Annotated in this window: 16 protein-coding genes; 10 read left to right on the top strand and 6 right to left on the bottom strand. The window is 45.6% G+C overall.

Going from position 1 to position 19074, the window contains the following annotated elements; translation table 11 throughout:
- Positions 1-120 precede the first annotated feature (120 nt).
- Entirely contained in the window at positions 121-303 is a 183-nt protein-coding gene (locus NBH15_RS12100) for a hypothetical protein (RefSeq protein ID WP_250822758.1), read from the top strand.
- Positions 304-391: 88 nt separating this feature from the next.
- Here NBH15_RS12100 and NBH15_RS12105 read toward each other — a convergent pair whose 3' ends face one another.
- From NBH15_RS12105 to NBH15_RS12120, 4 genes are all read right to left on the bottom strand, one after another.
- On the bottom strand, positions 392-610 hold the full coding sequence (locus NBH15_RS12105) for a hypothetical protein (RefSeq protein ID WP_010800879.1): 219 nt from the start codon (positions 608-610) through the stop codon (positions 392-394).
- On the bottom strand, positions 607-1083 hold the full coding sequence (locus tag NBH15_RS12110) for a DUF3990 domain-containing protein (protein ID WP_010800878.1): 477 nt from the start codon (positions 1081-1083) through the stop codon (positions 607-609). The genes NBH15_RS12105 and NBH15_RS12110 overlap by 4 nt, the downstream gene beginning before the upstream one ends.
- On the bottom strand, positions 1080-1301 hold the full coding sequence (locus NBH15_RS12115) for a DUF3791 domain-containing protein (RefSeq protein WP_010800877.1): 222 nt from the start codon (positions 1299-1301) through the stop codon (positions 1080-1082). Before NBH15_RS12115 ends, NBH15_RS12110 begins: the two co-directional genes overlap by 4 nt.
- Positions 1302-1453: 152 nt before the next feature.
- Complete coding sequence (locus tag NBH15_RS12120) at positions 1454-5476, bottom strand: glycoside hydrolase family 2 TIM barrel-domain containing protein (RefSeq protein ID WP_128134437.1); 4023 nt, start codon at positions 5474-5476, stop codon at positions 1454-1456.
- A 204-nt stretch (positions 5477-5680) separates the two neighbouring features.
- Here NBH15_RS12120 and NBH15_RS12125 point away from each other — a divergent pair, with 204 nt between their 5' ends.
- The 3 genes from NBH15_RS12125 to NBH15_RS12135 are packed head-to-tail and all read left to right on the top strand — an operon-like array spanning position 5681 to position 10062.
- On the top strand, positions 5681-7891 hold the full coding sequence (locus tag NBH15_RS12125) for a patatin-like phospholipase family protein (protein ID WP_186958590.1): 2211 nt from the start codon (positions 5681-5683) through the stop codon (positions 7889-7891).
- A 50-nt stretch (positions 7892-7941) separates the two neighbouring features.
- Positions 7942-9351, top strand: coding sequence for a sialate O-acetylesterase (locus NBH15_RS12130; RefSeq protein WP_250822759.1), 1410 nt, complete (start codon positions 7942-7944; stop codon positions 9349-9351).
- 39 nt (positions 9352-9390) lie between these two features.
- Positions 9391-10062 carry a DUF2461 domain-containing protein gene (locus NBH15_RS12135; RefSeq protein ID WP_009860024.1) on the top strand — a complete coding sequence of 224 codons (672 nt, stop codon included), beginning with the start codon at positions 9391-9393 and terminating at the stop codon, positions 10060-10062.
- 47 nt (positions 10063-10109) lie between these two features.
- Here the strand turns inward: NBH15_RS12135 and NBH15_RS12140 are convergent, their stop codons facing one another.
- Complete coding sequence (locus tag NBH15_RS12140) at positions 10110-11318, bottom strand: hexokinase family protein (RefSeq protein WP_250822760.1); 1209 nt, start codon at positions 11316-11318, stop codon at positions 10110-10112.
- Between the two features lie 370 nt (positions 11319-11688).
- On the opposite strand from NBH15_RS12140, the gene NBH15_RS12145 reads away from it, so the two are divergent.
- Positions 11689-12096 (top strand): DUF3836 domain-containing protein, encoded by a 408-nt coding sequence (locus tag NBH15_RS12145; protein WP_186958586.1) that lies wholly within the window; start codon positions 11689-11691, stop codon positions 12094-12096.
- A gap of 103 nt (positions 12097-12199) precedes the next feature.
- Here NBH15_RS12145 and NBH15_RS12150 read toward each other — a convergent pair whose 3' ends face one another.
- Entirely contained in the window at positions 12200-13564 is a 1365-nt protein-coding gene (locus NBH15_RS12150; RefSeq protein ID WP_250822761.1) for a TrpB-like pyridoxal phosphate-dependent enzyme, read from the bottom strand.
- Positions 13565-13720: 156 nt separating this feature from the next.
- Here NBH15_RS12150 and NBH15_RS12155 point away from each other — a divergent pair, with 156 nt between their 5' ends.
- The 5 genes from NBH15_RS12155 (at position 13721) to NBH15_RS12175 (ending at position 19036) form a co-directional block, all read left to right on the top strand.
- Positions 13721-14947, top strand: a complete 1227-nt coding sequence (locus tag NBH15_RS12155; protein ID WP_128134441.1) for a DcaP family trimeric outer membrane transporter — start codon at positions 13721-13723, stop codon at positions 14945-14947.
- Between the two features lie 15 nt (positions 14948-14962).
- Positions 14963-16186 (top strand): DcaP family trimeric outer membrane transporter, encoded by a 1224-nt coding sequence (locus NBH15_RS12160; RefSeq protein ID WP_250822762.1) that lies wholly within the window; start codon positions 14963-14965, stop codon positions 16184-16186.
- Entirely contained in the window at positions 16183-17070 is an 888-nt protein-coding gene (locus tag NBH15_RS12165) for an SDR family oxidoreductase (RefSeq protein ID WP_250822783.1), read from the top strand. The genes NBH15_RS12160 and NBH15_RS12165 overlap by 4 nt, the downstream gene beginning before the upstream one ends.
- Positions 17071-17090: 20 nt before the next feature.
- A complete protein-coding gene (locus NBH15_RS12170) occupies positions 17091-18278 on the top strand; it encodes a phosphoribosylaminoimidazolecarboxamide formyltransferase (protein ID WP_250822763.1) in 1188 nt (395 codons plus the stop codon).
- 215 nt (positions 18279-18493) lie between these two features.
- On the top strand, positions 18494-19036 hold the full coding sequence (locus NBH15_RS12175) for an RNA polymerase sigma-70 factor (RefSeq protein ID WP_128134445.1): 543 nt from the start codon (positions 18494-18496) through the stop codon (positions 19034-19036).
- The last annotated feature ends 38 nt before the right edge of the window (positions 19037-19074 follow it).

Below are 19074 nucleotides of genomic sequence, written 5' to 3' on the forward strand. Positions count from 1 at the left end.
ACGCATTTACAAGAGCTGTTTAATAAGACTAATTTCAATGATGTCAAAGAACAATTTAATCCCCTTATTCCGGGATTATTTGATTAATTAATAACTCGTCCCGATTTTAACGGGACACTAGTGAGCCGGTTACCTTTTTATCCGAATATCCAGGCAACGGATGATGTGGTTATTAATCTGTGGGAGGTAACGGATATTTTGGAACTGGCAAAAAAGGATCCTGCTTTATTGGAACATAAAGCTTTACAGAATCTGAAGGAAGATGATAACCCTGTTTTGATAATCGTTACAATGAAAAAATAATACTGATTACTATTATTGTTCCGCTACTAATAACTTGTTTAAGTGAACAGCCGGCCCCTGTCCGGCTTCACTATGACGAGATAATACCTTATCCCATCACGCCTGTTCTTATTTCGGTTTCGAGATAAGAGTAAATATAATATGGACTTTGATAATACAACTCCGTAGCCGGGTTGGACAATTTAGCGAAGGTATCCGATGTATAAACCGTATCCAATGCGGTTTGTAAATCCATCCCCAAACGTTCCATCAGTAAGACAACTAAGTCTGCCGTAACCGATTCAACCATATAATCAAAGTCTGTCATAATCTTCTTAGTAAATGAATTGATTTTTCAGTTCCGAAATAATACTGGAAAGTAATCCCTTTCATATATTTTAATCGATGGAGAAATTCTTGTATATCAATAGATTTATCTTCTAATTTCTTGATTTGTAAACCAACCTTATCATTTGCTATCGGTCCATAAACGATATCATATTGAAATACGGCATTTCCATTTTTACTATTTCTATTTGCAAACACAAACTGCGCCCATTCCTCTGTATATGAACTGAATATTTTCACTGATAGATCAGTTCCGTGAAGATAGGTTTCATCAAACTCATAACGAGTCACTATAGGTTCTCCACCTAAAATAGCAGATTTTAGAGCGGCCATATGAAAAGCTTGTTCTTCATCCGAAGACAAATAGAAACCTTTCCCAAAATCCTTGTTAGGTTTAGAGCGAGTTAAATCTATATTTTCTATGATGACATTGGAACCATGATAAAGTATCATGCGATAGCCCCTCCCTGGCGTTGGCAATAAAGTGTCAGATAAGAAAGAGCTTCTTTAAAATCAAGCGTATGGATAGCCTCATAGTGCTGCTCCAGGAAGTCAATCCCGTGAAAACGGCGGATATAACGGTAAGCTTGCTGTTTATTTAAGCTATTCCGTTGTGCAAACGCATCAATCATAGCCGCTATAAATTCCACTTTGTCTCTTATGTTACTCATTGATATAACCTTTTTACAAAGAAACAGGATTTTTCCTGATTTTCCAAATAGAGGCAAATCTTTATTCAGTAAGGCTGATTGCTGCTTGGGCAATTACTAAAAAGGGCGGGCTTTTGCCCGCCCCTATAGAGACATCCTAAGATACAAATCTCTTATTCACTCAAAATAGTCAGTTCCGCCCCCGTTGCAAAATCCTGTCCGTTCTGTGAACTCAGTGCGGTGAAACGGATGTAACGTCCTTTTACCGGTTTGTCGAAGAGGACTTTCTTTTCGTCCCGGTTATTTGCGAACTGGCCTTTGCAGACAGGCTCACCCCAATTCTTACCATCGGAGCTGACCTGAATGGAATATTCTTTGATATTACCATTGTTGCTGTCTTTGCGAGGCATATAGATAAAGCCTTTGAATGCTTTCTCTTCGCTGGCATCCAGATCTACCCAGTGTGGATATTTGGCTACTGTGACAGAATACATACTGTGCCAGATCGTATTCGGATCGCCGTCTACCAGGTGTTTGGCATCGCCTTCGCCAACCTCTTCGCTGCTGGCGTAGATAACTTCTGTCTGGACACTTTCCAGTTTGTTAAAAGTCTTTGTCGACTTGATCTCCGGATTATTCTTTAACCAGGCAGTAATTGTTCCGCCTTCGCGCATCGGGATAGCTCCGGTATATTCTTTCGCTTTTTTCTCTTTGCCGATCGTGTAGCAGAAGACAGCATCCTTATCAATAGATGATAATTCAACCATACCTACACGGGAACGGGTGATGGAGAAAGGAATCTCACCGGCAGCCGATACCTGCGCGGCAGCTGACAGGTCTTGTGTGGCCGGGCGGATGATAAAGCCGATATTGTTTTGTCCGGCAAATACACGGTCATGAATCAACGGGCCACCCTGTCCGCAACTGTTACCTCCCAAACCTGTAACGGCAAGGTCAAGATGCAGATAAGTGTCACCGGCCTTCGGTAACTGATAAGGATGTCCGGCCAATGTCATATCGAGTGCGGAATATTGCAAAGCAGAAGTAGAAAGGCGGTTGGTTGCCACAAAGAGAGCTCCCTTGCCAGCCTTGTCGGTCAGTGCACACCAGCGCACATCTTCATGATTACCCATATCCTGTGGTTTCGGGAAGTTCACGAACTGGTCGGCTACGGTCGATTTATATTGCTCGATAAACTGTCCGGCTTTACGGTCGGCATAATTTTCAACCGGACCTCGTCCGTAGTATGTATAGTTTTCATAACGCTGAGGAACGATCATCCGGTAGCCTAAACGTGGCAGTACCAGGCTTGAATTGTTGGAGGTGATGCTGGCTTGCAGTTCGATGGAACCGTCACGGTAGATGGTCCATGCCTGGTCGGTCGTGAACTTGAAGTCGTCTTCGCCGAAGGCTTTATCAGTCAGTTCTTCCACTTTATTCTTGCCGCTGGATGTTCCGCCCAGTATCTTGGCTGCGTTGGGAGCCTGCGATTCTACGGTGTAGAACAATACCAGGGAACCGTCTTTCCGCTTGATCACTTTGGACGCGGTAGCTTTATGTTTCAGATTGTGTAATCCGTTTTCGAACCAGCTTCCATAGAACCAGTTATCGTTATTCGTGAAGGCACGGAAAGCATCCAGTTTCGGACCGTTTCCGTCGGCAATGATTGTTTCGCCACCATAATTCAGATTATAGATCGTACCGCTTTCATTGTCGAATGTGACATTGAAGTTCTCTCCTTTGATCGTTGAGAAGCGTGCGTCCGATTGTTTTTCGAGAGTTAATTCTACCGCTGAGGCATTTGCCACTTCGTTGATGGCAGGTTTACCGGCAGATGCTTTGACTGGAAGTTGTTCTTCTGCCATTACATAACCTTTGGGGGCCCAGGGTTTGTCCTCTTTCAGCAGGAACTGTACTTTAACGAAATATTCGTTGTCCGCTTTTAGCTGGCTGTACGTATAAGGAATGGCTACTTGCACACGTTTACGTGGTGAAACCTTACCCGGATTCAGTGAACCGCTTTCCATTTTTTTGCCGTTTTCGTAAAGCGACCATTTCACATCGTAATCGGACAGATCGTTGAAATAGTATTTATTGAACAGCTCGAAAAGGCCTTTCTGTGCATCGACTTCTGTGACGCCGATATGCTGGTATACCTTTTTCACTTCATAATACTGCGGTTTCGGTTCCAGGTCGCCGAACACGATACCGTTCATTACGAACTGACCGTCGTTGGGCGTATCGCCGAAGTCACCGCCATAAGCCAGGTAGCGTTTGCCGTCGGGCGTATAGTTGTAGAGAGACTGGTCCACCCAGTCCCAGATGGCGCCACCACAGAAGAAGTTGGTCGACTCCATTGCATCCCAGTAATCAACCAGGTTACCGCAGGCATTCCCCATCGAATGGGCATATTCTGAGATATGGAACGGATACTTGATGTCATAATCGCCTTTCACGGCACCGCGTACCCAGGAGATAGACGGATACTGGTTGGAACCCATATCTACAATTTTATTGTTGCGCTCGTACTGAACGGGACGTGACAGGTCTGCTTTCTTTAAAGCATCGTAGGCCTCTACGAAGTTGTGTCCCGGACCGGCTTCGTTCCCCAGCGACCAGATCACGATAGACGGATGGTTGATATGGGCGTTTACCATTTCCATGACACGTGCCACATGTGCATCCCGCCATTCTTTCGGATGGGACAGGGAGGCTTGGCCATAGTAATATTCGTGTGATTCGATATTGGCTTCATCTTCCAGATAAAGACCATATTTGTTACACAGGTAATACCAGTACGGATCATCCGGATAATGTGAGTTACGAACGTGGTTGATATTGGCACGTTTCATCAGCATCACTTCGTCTTCCATCATTTTGCGTGTGATGGCATGGCCTACGGACGGATTACTTTCGTGACGGTTCACACCTTTCAGTTTGATAGTCTTGCCGTTTACGTAATAATAACGTCCGGCTAGTCCGAACTCGTCTTCAGATGCCGGTGTATCCTTGATTTCTACCTTGCGGAAACCTACAGTGGTGGAAACCATATCGATCGTTTTATTCTTTTTATCTTTCAGTTCAGCAACCAGTGTATAGCGGTAGGGCTGTTCGGCCGACCATTTGTTGGGCGCTTTCACTTTGATGGTCATCAGGTTCTCTGTTGTTTCATCCGGATTGATCCGTTCGATGACAGGCGATAAGAATCCATCGACAAGTGTATTTTCGTCTGAATAGAGTTTGTTGGCATAAAGTGAATAATACACTTTATAATTCTTGATTGCTTTTTTATCGAGGTTACGAATGTCTGCCTTGACGGTCAGCGAACCGTCGGTATATGTTGCATCCAGATCGGGTGTTACTACCAGATCGCGGAAATGCACTTTCGGTGTCGAATAGAGTGCAACGGTCCGGAAGATACCCGGCAGGCGGAACATATCCTGTGCTTCGAGGAACGAGCCGTCGGAACTGCGATACACTTCGGCTGCCACAATGTTCTTTCCTTTTTGAAGATAAGGAGTAATGTTGAAATTGGCTGCATTACGGGAGTTTTTGGAAAAACCTACATAATGGCCGTTAATCCATAAGTAGAAAAAGGAATCTACTCCGTCGAAACTGATAAATACATTACGTCCGTCCCAGTCTTCCGGGATGGTGAACTCACGACGGTAAGAACCGACCTCGTTGCGGTCTTTAAAGGTCGTCCAGTTTTCCGGTGGGGTGCGCATCACGCCTCCCCGCCAGTCGTCGACAGCCACTTTGTGCTGGAAGATAACCGGTTGGTTCACGTAAATAGGGGTACCATACTTCTGTGTCCCGTCTTTCTGAAGACCGACAATGTTCCAACTGGATGGCACGGGGATATTGTCCCAGCCTGATACATCGAAGGAGGTCTGGTAGAAATCCTTCGGACGTTCTTCGGGCGTACGGGCCCAATTGAATTTCCAATCTCCGTTCAGGGATTGCCAGTAGGCACTGTTTTCCGGTAATACTTTCCGGGCACTCTCCAGATTCTGGAAGGAGAAGAACCAGGCACGGGGTTGTTCTTTGTTCAGCGCAAGGTTCTCGGGTGATTCCCACTCGTTCCCTTTCGGCGCTTGTTCTGAGGCATACTGATAGCCTTTCAGTAAATCTACTGTCGCATAGCTTTGAAATGTCAAGCAGCATAGTAATAGACAGAATGCTGATTTTTGCATATGAGTTTTTCTTCTTAAGGTGAGAAATAGGCTTCAAATTTAATACATTTATCGGAGAGTCTGTTGTTTACTTCGTGTTTTATTTATCTCATTGCGTTTCCTCCCGTATGATAAATTATGAATCCGGTATAGTAAATGCAGTAAACTCCGAATCGTTTGCATCTTTAGCGTAAACGAACTACATTTGTCGTAAATAGTGTGCAGATGAAAAAGTTACTTTGCTTTTTGCTGATGTTACTGGTCGCTTTGCCTTCCCTGACAGCTCAACGGAAGAAGGTTGGAGTTGTATTAGGCGGCGGGGGTGCAAAAGGTGTAGCTCATATTGGGGTGTTGAAAGTGTTGGAGGAAGCCGGCATTCCGATTGATTACGTGGCGGGTACGAGTATGGGCGCCATTGTCGGCGGCTTATATGCCATCGGGTATACGCCGGCGGAAATAGATACGATGGTGCTGGAACAGGATTGGACGATGTTGCTCAGCGACCGGATCAAACGAAGCAGCCTTACCTTTCCGGAAAAGGAAAACTCCGAACGATATATTCTTTCTCTGCCTTTTGGAAAGGACAAAAAGGATCGTGTCATTCAGGGGATGATAAAGGGACAGAACTTGATGAATCTCTTTTCCAACCTGACGATCGGTTATCATGATTCCGTAGATTTCAGAAACTTCAATATACCTTTCGCCTGTGTCGCTGTGGATGCAGTTGATGGGAAGGATTATGTGTTCCGTAAAGGCAGCCTGCCGCTGGCGATGCGTGCCAGTATGGCGATCCCGGCAGTGTTTACCCCTGTCCGGCTGGATAGTATGGTGTTGATAGACGGGGGATTGAACGATAATTTCCCGGTAGATGTCGCCCGGGAGATGGGTGCCGACGTTATTATTGGTGTAGACCTGGGTACCAGTGATTTGAAGACGCTTGACAAGCTGAACAGTCCCGGTGATGTGATCGGGCAGATCATCGCCTTGCACGGACATGATAAATATGCACGTAATAAGGAGCAGACCGACCTGTTGCTCCGCCCGAATATGACCTCTTATAATGCTGCCAGCTTCAGTACGGTTGCACTCGATACGCTGATCCGTCGCGGAGAGCAGGAAGCCTATGCCCATTGGGATGAGATCATTGCACTGAAAGAGAAAATAGGAATAGCGGAAGATTCCTGTCCGGAAGAGCATGGACATGTCCGGAAATCTTACCCCGCGTTGCCTACCGACAGCTTCTATATCCGGACGATCTCCTTTGTTGGTACCGATCCGAGGGACGAAAAGTGGCTGATGAAGATCAGTGGTTTGCGGGAAAACAGCCGGATCACGTTGCACGAACTCCATCATGCCATGTCTGTGTTGATCGGCTCCAATGCCTATTCGAATGTAGATTATATGCTGACCGGCGAGCAACAGCAGAATTTGGTGCTGACGGCACAAAAGAAATCAGTCAGCTCTGTGAACCTGGGTGTGCGTTTCGATTCGGAAGAGGTCATCGGCGTCTTGGTGAATGCCACTTTCGATCACCGGGCCCGCAATCATTCGAAGCTGGGATTTACCGGGCGTGTCGGGGGGAAGACTTCGTTTGCCCGCCTGGATTATGCCATCGAAAGGACTCCCTTGCGTAATCTGAACCTGGCCTACCAGTTCACTTACCAGGATTTGGATATCTACAAGAAAGGCGATAAAACATTCAATACCAGCTATACCCATCATTTTGCCGAGTTCGGTTATTCGGATATGAACTGGCTGAATTTCAAGTTCAAGCTGGGATTGCGTTATGAATATTATGATTATAATTCCTTCCTCTATACCGGTGATAATAACCAATACGAGGTAAAGCCGGAAGGTTTTATCAGTTATTTCGCTATGGCACATCTGGAGACGTTCGATAAGCGGTATTTCCCGACAAAAGGCGTTTCCCTGAAAGCAGACTATTCTTTTTATACGGACAATTTCGTCAGTTATAACGGGCATGCACCGTTCTCTGCGGTCGGCCTGAATTTCACATCTGTCATACCTGTTACTTCCCATTTCAGTATATTGCCTTCCCTGTATGGCCGCGTACTGATCGGTGGAAACCTGGCCTATCCTTTCCTGAATGCGGTCGGTGGCGAGGTGGAAGGACGGTATGTGCCCCAGCAGCTGCCGTTTGCCGGAATCAACCGGATGGAGATATTCGACAACTCGGTAGCCGTTGCCCGCCTGCATTTCCGTCAGCGTATTGCAGGGAATAACTATATTTCCCTGATCGGTAATTATGCGATTCATCATGATGACTTCTTCCACCTGCTGAAAGGGAAAAGCGTATGGGGCGGAAGTCTCGGATATGCGTATAACAGCATTGCGGGACCGCTAAGTGCGACTTTCAGCATGTCCAATCAAAACACCAGCCTTCAATTTTATTTGAATCTGGGATTCTCGTTCTAGTTTTTGTTGTACATTTGTTATCCGTTAATCAATCAAATACAAAGAGATACATGAAACTTACACGAATTACAGGGATAGCCGCCGGTCTGTCCCTTCTGGTTGCCGGTATGCAGGCACAGGTTAGTCTGCCGTCTGTTTTTACCGACCATATGGTGTTACAGCAGAAAAGTGAAGTGCCTGTATGGGGCTGGGGATCTGCAAGTGCTACAATCAAAGTTGTCGGAAGCTGGGCTCCGCAGGATACGGCAACGACTGTCGTCCGTTCGGACGGAACCTGGGATACCACCCTGAAAACGATCGGAGCGGGCGGTCCTTATACCTTATCGGTTTTGGGCGATGGCACCCGTGAACTGAAAGACGTCATGCTGGGCGAAGTATGGCTGTGTAGCGGCCAGTCCAATATGGAATGGACTCCGATGCACGGTATCGACAACAGTGAAAAAGAGGTCGCTGCCGCCAATTATCCGAATATCCGTTTCTTCCATATCCCCAAACGTGGAGCTGCTACTCCACAGAATAATTGTGAAGCGTCGTGGGCACTCTGTACTCCTGACAGGATGAAGAGTACCAGCGCTATAGCTTACTTCTTTGGACGTGACTTGCAAAAAGACCTGAATGTCCCTGTCGGCCTGATCGTGTCTGCCTGGGGAGGTACTCCGGCTGAGGTATGGGTGCCCGAAGAACAGGTAATGAATAATCCCCGCATACGTGATGTAATGCCCGATAAAACATATCCCTGGTGGCCCGTAGAGCCGGGTGTACTGTATAATCAGATGATCAGCCCGGTCGTGCCTTATGCCCTGGCTGGTGCTATCTGGTATCAGGGCGAATCCAACCGCGATCATCCGGAATCGTATGGAATCCTGCTGAAAACGATGGTCGAGAGCTGGCGTAAGAGTTTCAAAAAAGACTTTCCGTTCTATCTGGTGCAGATCGCACCGTTTACCTATAATGCCGGCGATAATGGCGCTGCTTTGGTTCGCGAGCATCAGGAATGGGTTGCCCGTACGGTTCCAGGGGCCGGGATGGTCGCTGTTTCAGATTGCGTGGCAGATGTAAAGAATATCCATCCGACCGATAAGCAAAGTGTAGGACAACGCCTGGCGAATATGGCATTGGGCAAGATATATGGCCGGCTCGATTCCGGATATGAAAGCCCTCTGTTTGAAAGTATGACCATCGATAAGAATAAAGCTGTCATCTCTTTCCTGCATGCCGGTAACGGTTTGATGTGTAAAGATAAGGAAATTACCGGATTCATGATAGCCGGCGAAGACGGTGTCTTTGTTCCTGCCAAAGTCCGGATCAAAGATAATACGGTTGTTGTAACCTCTTCCAAAGTGAAGAAGCCTGTCGTGGTGCACTATTGTTTCGATGATGCGACCATCGGCAACCTGTTCAGCAAGGAAGGTTTGCCGGTCGCTCCTTTCCGTACCGACAGAAACTGGAAGAATGAATAATATTATTCCCTATCTTTGTAGGTAAAACAGACAGAGAATATGAATAAAGAGATTATACAATTCCTGAAGGAATTAAGCGTAAACAACAACCGGGAGTGGTTCCAGGCAAACAAGGACCGCTTCGATGTCCTGCACAAAGGATTTATCGACGAAGTGCAGGAAGTAATCAACCGGATTGCCCTGTTCGATCCGCAGGTAGCAGGCCTGGAATCGAAGGATTGCCAGTTTCGCATCTATCGCGATCTGCGTTTCTCTCCGGACAAGACACCTTATAAGGTTCATTTTGCAGCTTATATGGCCCAGGGCGGACGTGCCAGCGAGCGGGGCGGATATTATATCCATCTCGAACCGGGTGCCTGTATGCTGTCCGGTGGTGTATGGTGTCCTCCGCCTAAATTATTGAAAATGCTTCGCCAGGATATTTACGATCACATCGACGAGTTTGTCGGTATCATTGAAAAGCCATCCTTTAAGGAAGCCTTCCCGGTGATGGAAGGGGAGGTACTGAAGCGTATGCCGGCCGGTTATCCGACCGATTTCAAATATGACGAGATCATGAAGCATAAAGATTTTTGTTTTGCGGCCAACTTGCCGGACGAGTTCTTTATGGCGGATGACTGGATGGATCAGACCTTAAAGCGATTCGAAGAATTACTGCCGTTTAATAATTTTCTGAATTATACGGTGGATGAATTTTTAGGAAGAGTATAAGAAATAGCGAGGGTATTTCAACTGATTGACATACCCTCGTTTTCTTATCAGGACAATGCTGCAATAGCCGTCCCTATCAGATTTGCATTATTCATTTTGTTCACATGAACTTTCACATCGCCTATTCCAAGCTCGTTCAGCAGCTTTTCCAGTTCTTCCATTACGAGTACACTGTAATTTTTATCTTTCCTGTTAATACTCCAGAACATACTTCCTTCGGCCACCAGGCATACTTTTTTGATATCCTTATTATAGGAAACCAATAAAGAGACCAGTCCCGCAAGCGAAGCAGCTACCAGTTGGGCAGAACGGTTGTATATCCAGTGGGCAACCTGTACATATTTATCTTTATGAATATCCGGATAATTCATGATAGTCGTCAACTTCTGCGCATCAAACTTTTCTTCAAATTCATCCAGCGGAAAGGTCGATTTCAATATCTCTCCCAGATACATGCCGGAGACGGCTTTCTCAAAACGTTGCATGCCACGGCTGTCGGAGCAGGCATCGACCGTGTCGTCGACAGTTGTCAGATAGGGCGGATGGAAATTTCCTGATTCCAGATTGACAGGGATTAGCCCGTGTGCCTGTACGGAAGAGGGTAATTTTGTAATCTTATCGGCAGGAATAAAGGTCGCCATATTAGTTCCCGTCCCGACTATAAGTCCGATATAGGCGTCATAACTGCTGTCGGTAAGTCCGGCGAACAGGCTGGCTACGGTATCATTAAGAACCTTTATGCCTGTAAACCCGGGGGTATTTCTGTCATTCAGATAGTCAAGCAAAGGTTTCCCAACCGGCTGTCCGAGCATTTCCTTGATATGCACTCCCTTTGTCCAGTGCAACAACCGGGCATCCCCGTCGGGAAGCGATTCGGCTGCGTACGAGAAACAATAACCGATCGGCATTTCCTGCTCCCGCTTGATCTCTCCGATAGGGTCGACCAGTTCCTTGAACAGCTCGTCACGGGTGAAACCGGGTGTTTTCATTACCGACAGATCTTTTTTCCAGCCGTTTTCAGGATGGATAGTCGGTTTGTCATTATTAAAGTTGACTGTTGCCACCCGGTAATTCGTACCTCCCAGGTCGAGAACGAGGACTTTACCGTTTATGTTTGTACTTTTAGGGGTGATGAATGTCGGGATACATTGTATCTCCTGGCCGTCTTTTGCCAGACCTTCTTCTACTTTCTGTCGCAATGAAAGAGCAATCTCTTTCAATTGGTCATTTTCCAGTTTAAAAATATTTCTCTCCATGATATACCGATTTAATTTGGATGCTAATATCCTTCTTTTATTTCTAAATAACAATCGTGAGTGTATATTTAGTTCTGAATAATGCTGCTGATGATGAAAAAAAACTATTGGTGTCAATTCGTAAGTAAGTTGGCTTTTTCTCTTGGCTTATTAAGAAAATAGTGACTAAAAACAATGTTATTTTGATGTTGTAAATCGTTTTTGTTATAAACTGTAAGTTATGTGCTCTTTTGTAGGTATTCCGGTGTAGTTTAAAATAGTTAAATAAGACTGTTTCGCTATCAATATGTCAGAATATATTTGGCTGTTACCGGAAAACTGTGTTCATTTGCACGCAATTTGAAAGTAAATCTTATAAGTAATATATTTTATGAAAGCTTCAATTTTAAGAAAAGAAATTTTATCACTTGTTGTTTTATTTGTTTGCAGTCTGGCAATGAGTGCCGCTTCTCCCAGAAACTATCTGTATGATACGAAAGAAGAGAACGGAAAGATCGTTTCAAAAGTAATATTCCTACAGGAAGAAGGGCTTTTGAACAAACAGGTGAAATATGAATTCGCCTACAATGATAACGGCAAAGTCGCTGAGAAAAAAGCGTACCGCTGGAATCAGGCAAAAGAGACATGGGATCCTTATTATCTGATTACATATCAGTATAATGAAGACGGAAATATCACTTCCGAATACGGAATGTGGGACAAAAAGAAGAAAGATTATAGCCTGAATACACAGAAAATGCTTGTTCCGGCTACCAATTATGAGGAAATTTTCTCATAATACCTATTTTAAAACATTCATAGACACACACGAAAGTGGCGCGAATAACAAAAGACGTGAGTCCCTGTTATTAGCGCCACTTTTATTTTGGTAAATAGTTCTCTTATTTGATGATCTTTTCCAGTTCTGACAAATTGTTAGCAACTTCCTCATCTGTTACTTCGTAGTTTGTCAGGTCGCCGGCCAGATACTGGTCGTAAGCTGCCATGTCGATCAATCCGTGACCGGACAGGTTGAACAGGATCGTACGGGTTTTGCCTTCTTCTTTCGCTTCCAGTGCTTCGCGGATAGCAACGGCAATAGCATGTGATGATTCCGGAGCCGGAATGATACCTTCCGCCTGGGCAAATAGGGTGGCTGCCTGGAATGTATCCAACTGTTTTACATCGTATGCGCTCATTAAGCCATCTTTCATCAACTGGCTGACAATAGAACCAGCACCGTGATAACGCAGACCGCCTGCATGGATATTTGCCGGGGCAAAATTATGTCCTAACGTGAACATCGGGATGAGCGGTGTGTAGCCGGCTTCGTCACCGAAGTCATACTGGAACTGTCCGCGTGTCAACTTCGGGCAGGAAGCTGGTTCGGCGGCAATAACACGTACATCTTTTCCTTCTGTCAGTTTATGGCGCAGGAAGGGGAATGTAATACCGGAGAAGTTTGAACCGCCACCGAAGCAACCGATTACAACGTCCGGATATTCGCCGGCCATTTCCATTTGCTTTTCTGCTTCCAGGCCGATTACTGTCTGATGCAACATAACATGGTTCAATACGCTACCTAATGTATATTTGCAGTTCGGAGTTTGCATTGCCAGTTCTACCGCTTCCGAAATAGCCGTACCCAGGCTTCCCTGATAGTTGGGATGGTCGGTCAGAATCTTACGTCCCGCTTTCGTACTCATACTCGGAGAGGCTATCACCTGTGCACCGAATGTCTGCATAATAGAGCGGCGGTAAGGTTTCTGATGATAGCTGACCTTTACCATATATACTGCCAGTTCCAGGCCGAAAGCCTTGGCGGCATAGGAGAGGGCGGCGCCCCATTGTCCGGCACCTGTTTCCGTAGTGATATTGGTAATACCTTCCTGTTTGCAGTAGTAAGCCTGTGCGATAGCCGAGTTCAGTTTATGCGAACCGATCGGGCTGACGCTTTCGTTCTTAAAGTAGATATGTGCAGGAGTATCCAGCATCTTCTCCAGTCCGTAAGCACGAACCAGCGGAGTCGGACGCCATACCTTATATAATTCGCGAACTTTTTCCGGTATTTCAATCCATGCATCTGTCGTGTTCATTTCCTGGTGTGAAACACCTTTGGAAAATAAAGGATACAAGTCTTCTTCCTTCAACGGCTGCTTTGTCTGCGGATTTAAAATAGGAAGTGGTTTGTTCTTCATGTCAGCCACAATGTTATACCAGGCTGTAGGTATGTCTTTCTCCTCCAATAAAAACTTTTTAGTACTCATAATTCTTTATGTAGTTTACATTATTAATCATTTTGGCCTTTCAGGCTTACAACTTGGAAGCAAAGTAACAAATAATATTTCGTTCTTCAAATTGAATAAACAAAAATATATACCTTTGCGCCTTCAAACTAGACAAATAGATAACAAACGACAACGATGAAAAAGCTGGCTCTGCTATTGGTAAGTATGCTGACTTTGTTTTCCGCAACTGCCCAGAAGAAAAACTTCACTTACAAGTTTTATGGTTTTGTACGTGGTGACTTGTTCTACAACACCCGTGCAAATATGGCTCCGGTAGACGGAAACTTCTACCTTTTCCCTTTGGATGAAAAACCGGATGCTGACGGGAAAGACCTGAATGCGACTCCCAACGGTAGTTTTTATACGTTCACTTCCCGCCTGGGATTGAGTGTGACCGGCCCGAATGTCGGCTCGGCCCGTACTTCAGCTTGCCTGGAGACTGACTTCGGCGGCTTTTCGGGAAGTACGACTATGTTGCGTATCCGTCAAGCATGGGTCGCATTGGACTGGGAGAAAAGTAATGTATTGATCGGTCATACCTGGCATCCTTTATTCGGTTCCGTATTTCCGGATATGCTGAATCTGTCGACAGGCGCACCTTTCCAACCTTTCAACCGTAGTCCGCAGATTCGTTACCAGTATAAGGCCGGTAAAGTAAAGCTAACCGCTTCGGCTATGTGGCAGTTGCAATACACGTCGAGCGGTCCGAAAGGGATGAGCGAAGATTATATAAAGAATAGTTGTGTGCCGGAGTTTTATGTAGGAGCCGATTATACGTCCGGCAATGGCTGGCTGGCAGGAGCCGGTATTCACCTTATTTCTTTAAAACCCCGTACGACTTCTGAGATAAATGATAAAGTATATAAAGTAAATGAGCGTATGACGACATATTCATACGAAGCTCACTTGAAATATACCGGCCGTAATTATACCTTTGCAGCCAAAAGCCTGATGGCTTCTTGTCTGGACCAGACGGCCCTGATCGGTGGCTATGGTATCAGTTCTGTCGACCCGAAGACCGGCGAGCAGGAATATACTCCTTTCCGCCATTCGACAACCTGGGCGAATTTTACCTATGGCACGAAATGGAAAACGGGACTATTCCTGGGATATACCAAGAACCTGGGGACGGATGATGAGCTGACGGCTTCGAAAACAGTCTACGGAATGGGACTGGATATCGACCAGTTGCTGACGGTAAATATGAATTTCTCTTATAATCTGCCTCACTGGCAGATCGGACTGGAATATTCTCCGGCAACGGCCTGGTATGGAACGATCGACCAGAAGAACGGTAAAGTGGGAAACACTCACGCCATAACCAATCACCGCATATTGGGACTGGTTATGTATTATTTCTAATTTGAACGCTTTTAAATGAGAACGAGATTAGGTATGTTTTTATTGGCCGGATTGTTAGCTGTAACGTCCGGTTATGCACAGAAGAAGAATTTTTCGTATAAGTTTTACGGACAGGTTCGTGGTGACTTGTTCTATAATTCCCGGGCCAATTCCGAGATAGTAGACGGATTGTTTCATCTCTATCCGAAAGATATCGCTCCGGATGCAGATGGCAATGATTTGAATGCTACGGCAAACGGTAGCTTTTACCTGTTATATTCCCGTTTGGGGATAGATGTGGCAGGACCGAGTGTCGGCAAAGCTAAGACAACCGCTAAATTGGAAGTGGATTTCCGTGGTTCGGGAAGTAACTTTGCCATGATTCGTGTGCGGCATGCCTATGTAAATCTGGATTGGGGAAAATCGGCTGTCCTGATCGGCCAGACCTGGCACCCATTATTCGGTGATATCTTTCCACAAATGTTGAATCTTTCCACCGGAGCACCTTTCCAGCCGTTCAGCCGTAACCCGATGCTTCGCTATCGTTATACCCGTCAGGGATGGAGCCTGACGGGGGCGGCTATCTGGCAGTTGCAGTATCTGTCTACCGGACTGAACGGAAAGAGCGAGGAATATATAAAGAATAGTTGTGTGCCAGAATTTTATGCCGGTGTCGATTATAAAACCAACAATTGGATGGTAGGTATAGGTGCCGACCTTATTTCGCTGGCACCACGTGTAAAATCCGAAGTCGGTGATAAGACTTATAAGGTAAAAGAGCGTGTTACCTCCGTTTCTGTCGAGGCGCATGCCCGTTATACGGATGATAACTGGAAGATTTCGGCAAAGACGATTATGGGAGAGAACCTGGCCCATCTCTGTATGCTGGGTGGTTATGGTGTCAGCAGTATCGACAAACGTACCGGCGAACAGGAGTATACGTCTTACCGTCATTCAATGACCTGGTTGAACGTGGTATATGGTAAAAAATGGCAACCCGGATTGTTTGTCGGGTATTTGAAGAACCTGGGGGCAGGCAAGGATATTGTCGGACCGACTTATGGAGTGGGCCTCGATGTGGATCAGGTCTTTACCACTAATTTGCAAATGTCATATGTGTTGCCTCACTGGAAATTGGGAGTGGAGTACAGTCCGTCTTTGGCCTGGTATGGCGACCGTACACTTGCCGACGGACGTATTCGTGATACCCATTCAGTAACTAACCACCGTGTATTAGGTGTATTAATATATTCATTCTGATGAAAACGCTGATAATTGGAGCAAACGGTTTTACAGGCAGACGTATTTTGCAACATCTGTCCCAGTGTGGTGGGTATGAATTGACAGGATGCTCCCTGCATAAAGATATTCAGCCAGAGAGTAATTCCCATTTCGTTCAGGCGGATATCAACGATCATTCGGCCATCGGGCGATTGATCGGGGAGATGCGTCCTGATGTCGTGATAAACGCTTCTGCACTTTCCGTTCCCGATTATTGTGAGTCCCATCATGAAGAGGCGCATGCTGCCAATGTACTTGCCGTTGAAAATATGGCGCGTTGTTGCGAGCGGGAAGATAGCCGTTTTATTCATCTGTCGACCGATTTTGTCTTTGACGGAAAGAATCCTTCTTTATACACCGAGGAAGATATTCCGGCTCCGGTGAATTATTATGGCCTGTCGAAATATCAGGGAGAATTGGCCGTGGCTGCCAATTGCAGTAATTATGCGAATGTCCGCGTGGTCGTTGTCTACGGAAAAGCATTGCCGGGGCAACATGGCAATATCTTGCAATTGGTAAAGAACCGCCTGGAAGCTGGTCAGCAGATACGGGTCGTTTCCGATCAGTACCGTACACCGACTTGGGTAGAGGATATCGCTATCGGAGTAGAAAAACTGATGCATGTTTCTCTAAACGGTACTTGGCATATTTGTGGAGGCGAATGCCTTTCGATAGCCGATATAGCTTACCGTGTTGCCGATTATTTCAAACTGGATCGTTCATTGATTATCCCGGTCACCACCGAAGAAATGAACGAAGCGACTCCACGTCCCCGTTTCAGCGGGCTGAGCATCGAAAAAGCAAAACGTGAGTTAGGTTATACTCCTCATACCCTTGAAGAAGGAATGGCGGAGATGAGATAGAATCATATATAACAAGCAATATGAGCACAGAAAACAAAAACTCTTTAGAACTGAAGTACGGCTGTAACCCCAACCAGAAGCCGTCGCGCATTTTTATGCAGCAGGGGGAATTGCCTATAGAGGTATTGAACGGCCGTCCCGGATATATTAATTTCATGGACGCTTTCAATAGCTGGCAATTGGTGAAAGAACTAAAAGAGGCTACCGGACTACCGGCTGCCGCATCTTTTAAGCATGTCAGTCCGGCGGGTGCCGCTGTGGGAATCGAGATGAGCGATACCCTGAAGAAAATCTATTTTGTAGACGACCTGCCTCTTACTCCTCTGGCAACCGCTTATGCCCGTGCCCGTGGTGCAGACCGCATGTCTTCTTACGGTGATTTTATCGCTTTGAGCGATACTTGCGATGAAGCTACTGCCCGCCTGATCAACCGCGAAGTTTCCGACGGTGTCATCGCTCCCGATTATACCCCGGAAGCCTTAGAGGTCCTGAAAAACAAAAGGAAAGGAACGTATAACGTGATTAAGATCGATCCGTCTTATAAGCCGGCTCCGATTGAACATAAAGATGTGTTCGGTATCACTTTCGAACAGGGCCGTAACGAGATTAAACTAGACGAAAGCTTGCTGACAAACATCCCGACTCAAAATAAGGAATTTTCTGAAGCTGCCAAACGCGATCTTATCATTGCCCTTATTACATTAAAATATACGCAGAGTAATTCTGTCTGCTATACAAAAGACGGACAGGCTATCGGTATCGGTGCCGGTCAGCAGAGCCGTATCCATTGTACCCGTCTGGCCGGAAACAAAGCCGACATCTGGTATCTCCGCCAGCATCCGAAGGTAATGAACCTGCCCTGGATCGAAAAGATCCGTCGTGCCGACCGCGATAATACAATCGACGTATATATCAGCGATGACCACGAAGATGTTTTGGCTGACGGTATCTGGCAACAGTTCTTCACCGAAAAACCGGAAGTGCTGACCCGCGAAGAGAAACGTGCCTGGCTGGACACCCTGAAAGGGGTAGCACTGGGCTCAGATGCTTTCTTCCCCTTCGGTGACAACATCGAACGTGCTCATAAAAGCGGTGTCGAATATATCGTACAGGCAGGCGGTTCCGTTCGTGACGATCATGTGATCGATACTTGTGATAAATATGGTATAACGATGGCATTTACAGGGATACGTTTGTTCCATCATTAATTATATTTATAAAAAGAAGATAAGCAGATTCCCCTGATAGCGAATCTGCTTATTTTTTGCTAATGGTTCCTTTTAAAAGGAACAAAAAAGCACCATAGGATTCTCTTTCTTCTCCTAAGTAAATAGTCGAAATAAGTTATTTCCGGGGTGTTAAATAGAATCTGATTCGTTTTGTTTTATTGTATTTGTACTATATTTGTCCGGGAGATACTTTTATGGAAAAGGATACATTATATATAAAAGAACTGGTATTGGGGAGTCATGACGCTTTCAGGTGCCTGTTTATGAATTATTTCCCAAAGGTTAAATACTTTATAAGCCATCTTATCAAATCGGAGATTATAGCCGAAGAATTAGCTCAGGATGTTTTTATGAGAATTTGGGAGAGCAGGGAACAGTTGGGGGCTGTTGAGTCGTTTAATTCGTATGTTTACCGGATGGCGAAGAATATGGCTCTGAATTATCTGCGGCGCAAATATGTGGAAGAAAGTTACCAGGAAGAGTATGAGGGAGAAACTGAACTGACTATTGAAGGGGAATTGTATGCCCGTGAGATAAAATTACTGGAGCAATTGACTGTCAGCCGTATGCCCCGTAAACGTAAAGCTATTTATGAAATGAGCCGGAGAGAGGGGCTGACAAATGATGAGATAGCGACCCGGATGGGTATTTCTAAGAAAACCGTAGAGAATCACCTGAACCTGGCGTTGAAAGAGATCAGAAAGACCTTGTTTTTATTTACTTCCTTCTTTATATAAAAAAATAGTTACTTTTTTGGGTGCATTGTTATTCTCGC

It is taken from the genome of Parabacteroides caeci, assembly GCF_023656795.1.
In the GTDB taxonomy this organism is placed as follows: Bacteria; Bacteroidota; Bacteroidia; order Bacteroidales; family Tannerellaceae; genus Parabacteroides; species Parabacteroides segnis.

Excerpts from the sequence above, each read along its gene's own strand:
- NBH15_RS12105 (WP_010800879.1), bottom strand. The coding sequence starts at position 610 with ATGACAGACTTTGATTATATGGTTGAATCGGTTACGGCAGACTTAGTT.
- NBH15_RS12135 (WP_009860024.1), top strand. The coding sequence starts at position 9,391 with ATGAATAAAGAGATTATACAATTCCTGAAGGAATTAAGCGTAAACAAC.
- NBH15_RS12145 (WP_186958586.1), top strand. The coding sequence starts at position 11,689 with ATGAAAGCTTCAATTTTAAGAAAAGAAATTTTATCACTTGTTGTTTTA.
- NBH15_RS12130 (WP_250822759.1), top strand. The coding sequence starts at position 7,942 with ATGAAACTTACACGAATTACAGGGATAGCCGCCGGTCTGTCCCTTCTG.
- NBH15_RS12160 (WP_250822762.1), top strand. The coding sequence starts at position 14,963 with ATGAGAACGAGATTAGGTATGTTTTTATTGGCCGGATTGTTAGCTGTA.
- NBH15_RS12170 (WP_250822763.1), top strand. The coding sequence starts at position 17,091 with ATGAGCACAGAAAACAAAAACTCTTTAGAACTGAAGTACGGCTGTAAC.
- NBH15_RS12150 (WP_250822761.1), bottom strand. The coding sequence starts at position 13,564 with ATGAGTACTAAAAAGTTTTTATTGGAGGAGAAAGACATACCTACAGCC.
- NBH15_RS12110 (WP_010800878.1), bottom strand. The coding sequence starts at position 1,083 with ATGATACTTTATCATGGTTCCAATGTCATCATAGAAAATATAGATTTA.
- NBH15_RS12175 (WP_128134445.1), top strand. The coding sequence starts at position 18,494 with ATGGAAAAGGATACATTATATATAAAAGAACTGGTATTGGGGAGTCAT.
- NBH15_RS12140 (WP_250822760.1), bottom strand. The coding sequence starts at position 11,318 with ATGGAGAGAAATATTTTTAAACTGGAAAATGACCAATTGAAAGAGATT.
- NBH15_RS12155 (WP_128134441.1), top strand. The coding sequence starts at position 13,721 with ATGAAAAAGCTGGCTCTGCTATTGGTAAGTATGCTGACTTTGTTTTCC.
- NBH15_RS12120 (WP_128134437.1), bottom strand. The coding sequence starts at position 5,476 with ATGCAAAAATCAGCATTCTGTCTATTACTATGCTGCTTGACATTTCAA.
- NBH15_RS12125 (WP_186958590.1), top strand. The coding sequence starts at position 5,681 with ATGAAAAAGTTACTTTGCTTTTTGCTGATGTTACTGGTCGCTTTGCCT.
- NBH15_RS12115 (WP_010800877.1), bottom strand. The coding sequence starts at position 1,301 with ATGAGTAACATAAGAGACAAAGTGGAATTTATAGCGGCTATGATTGAT.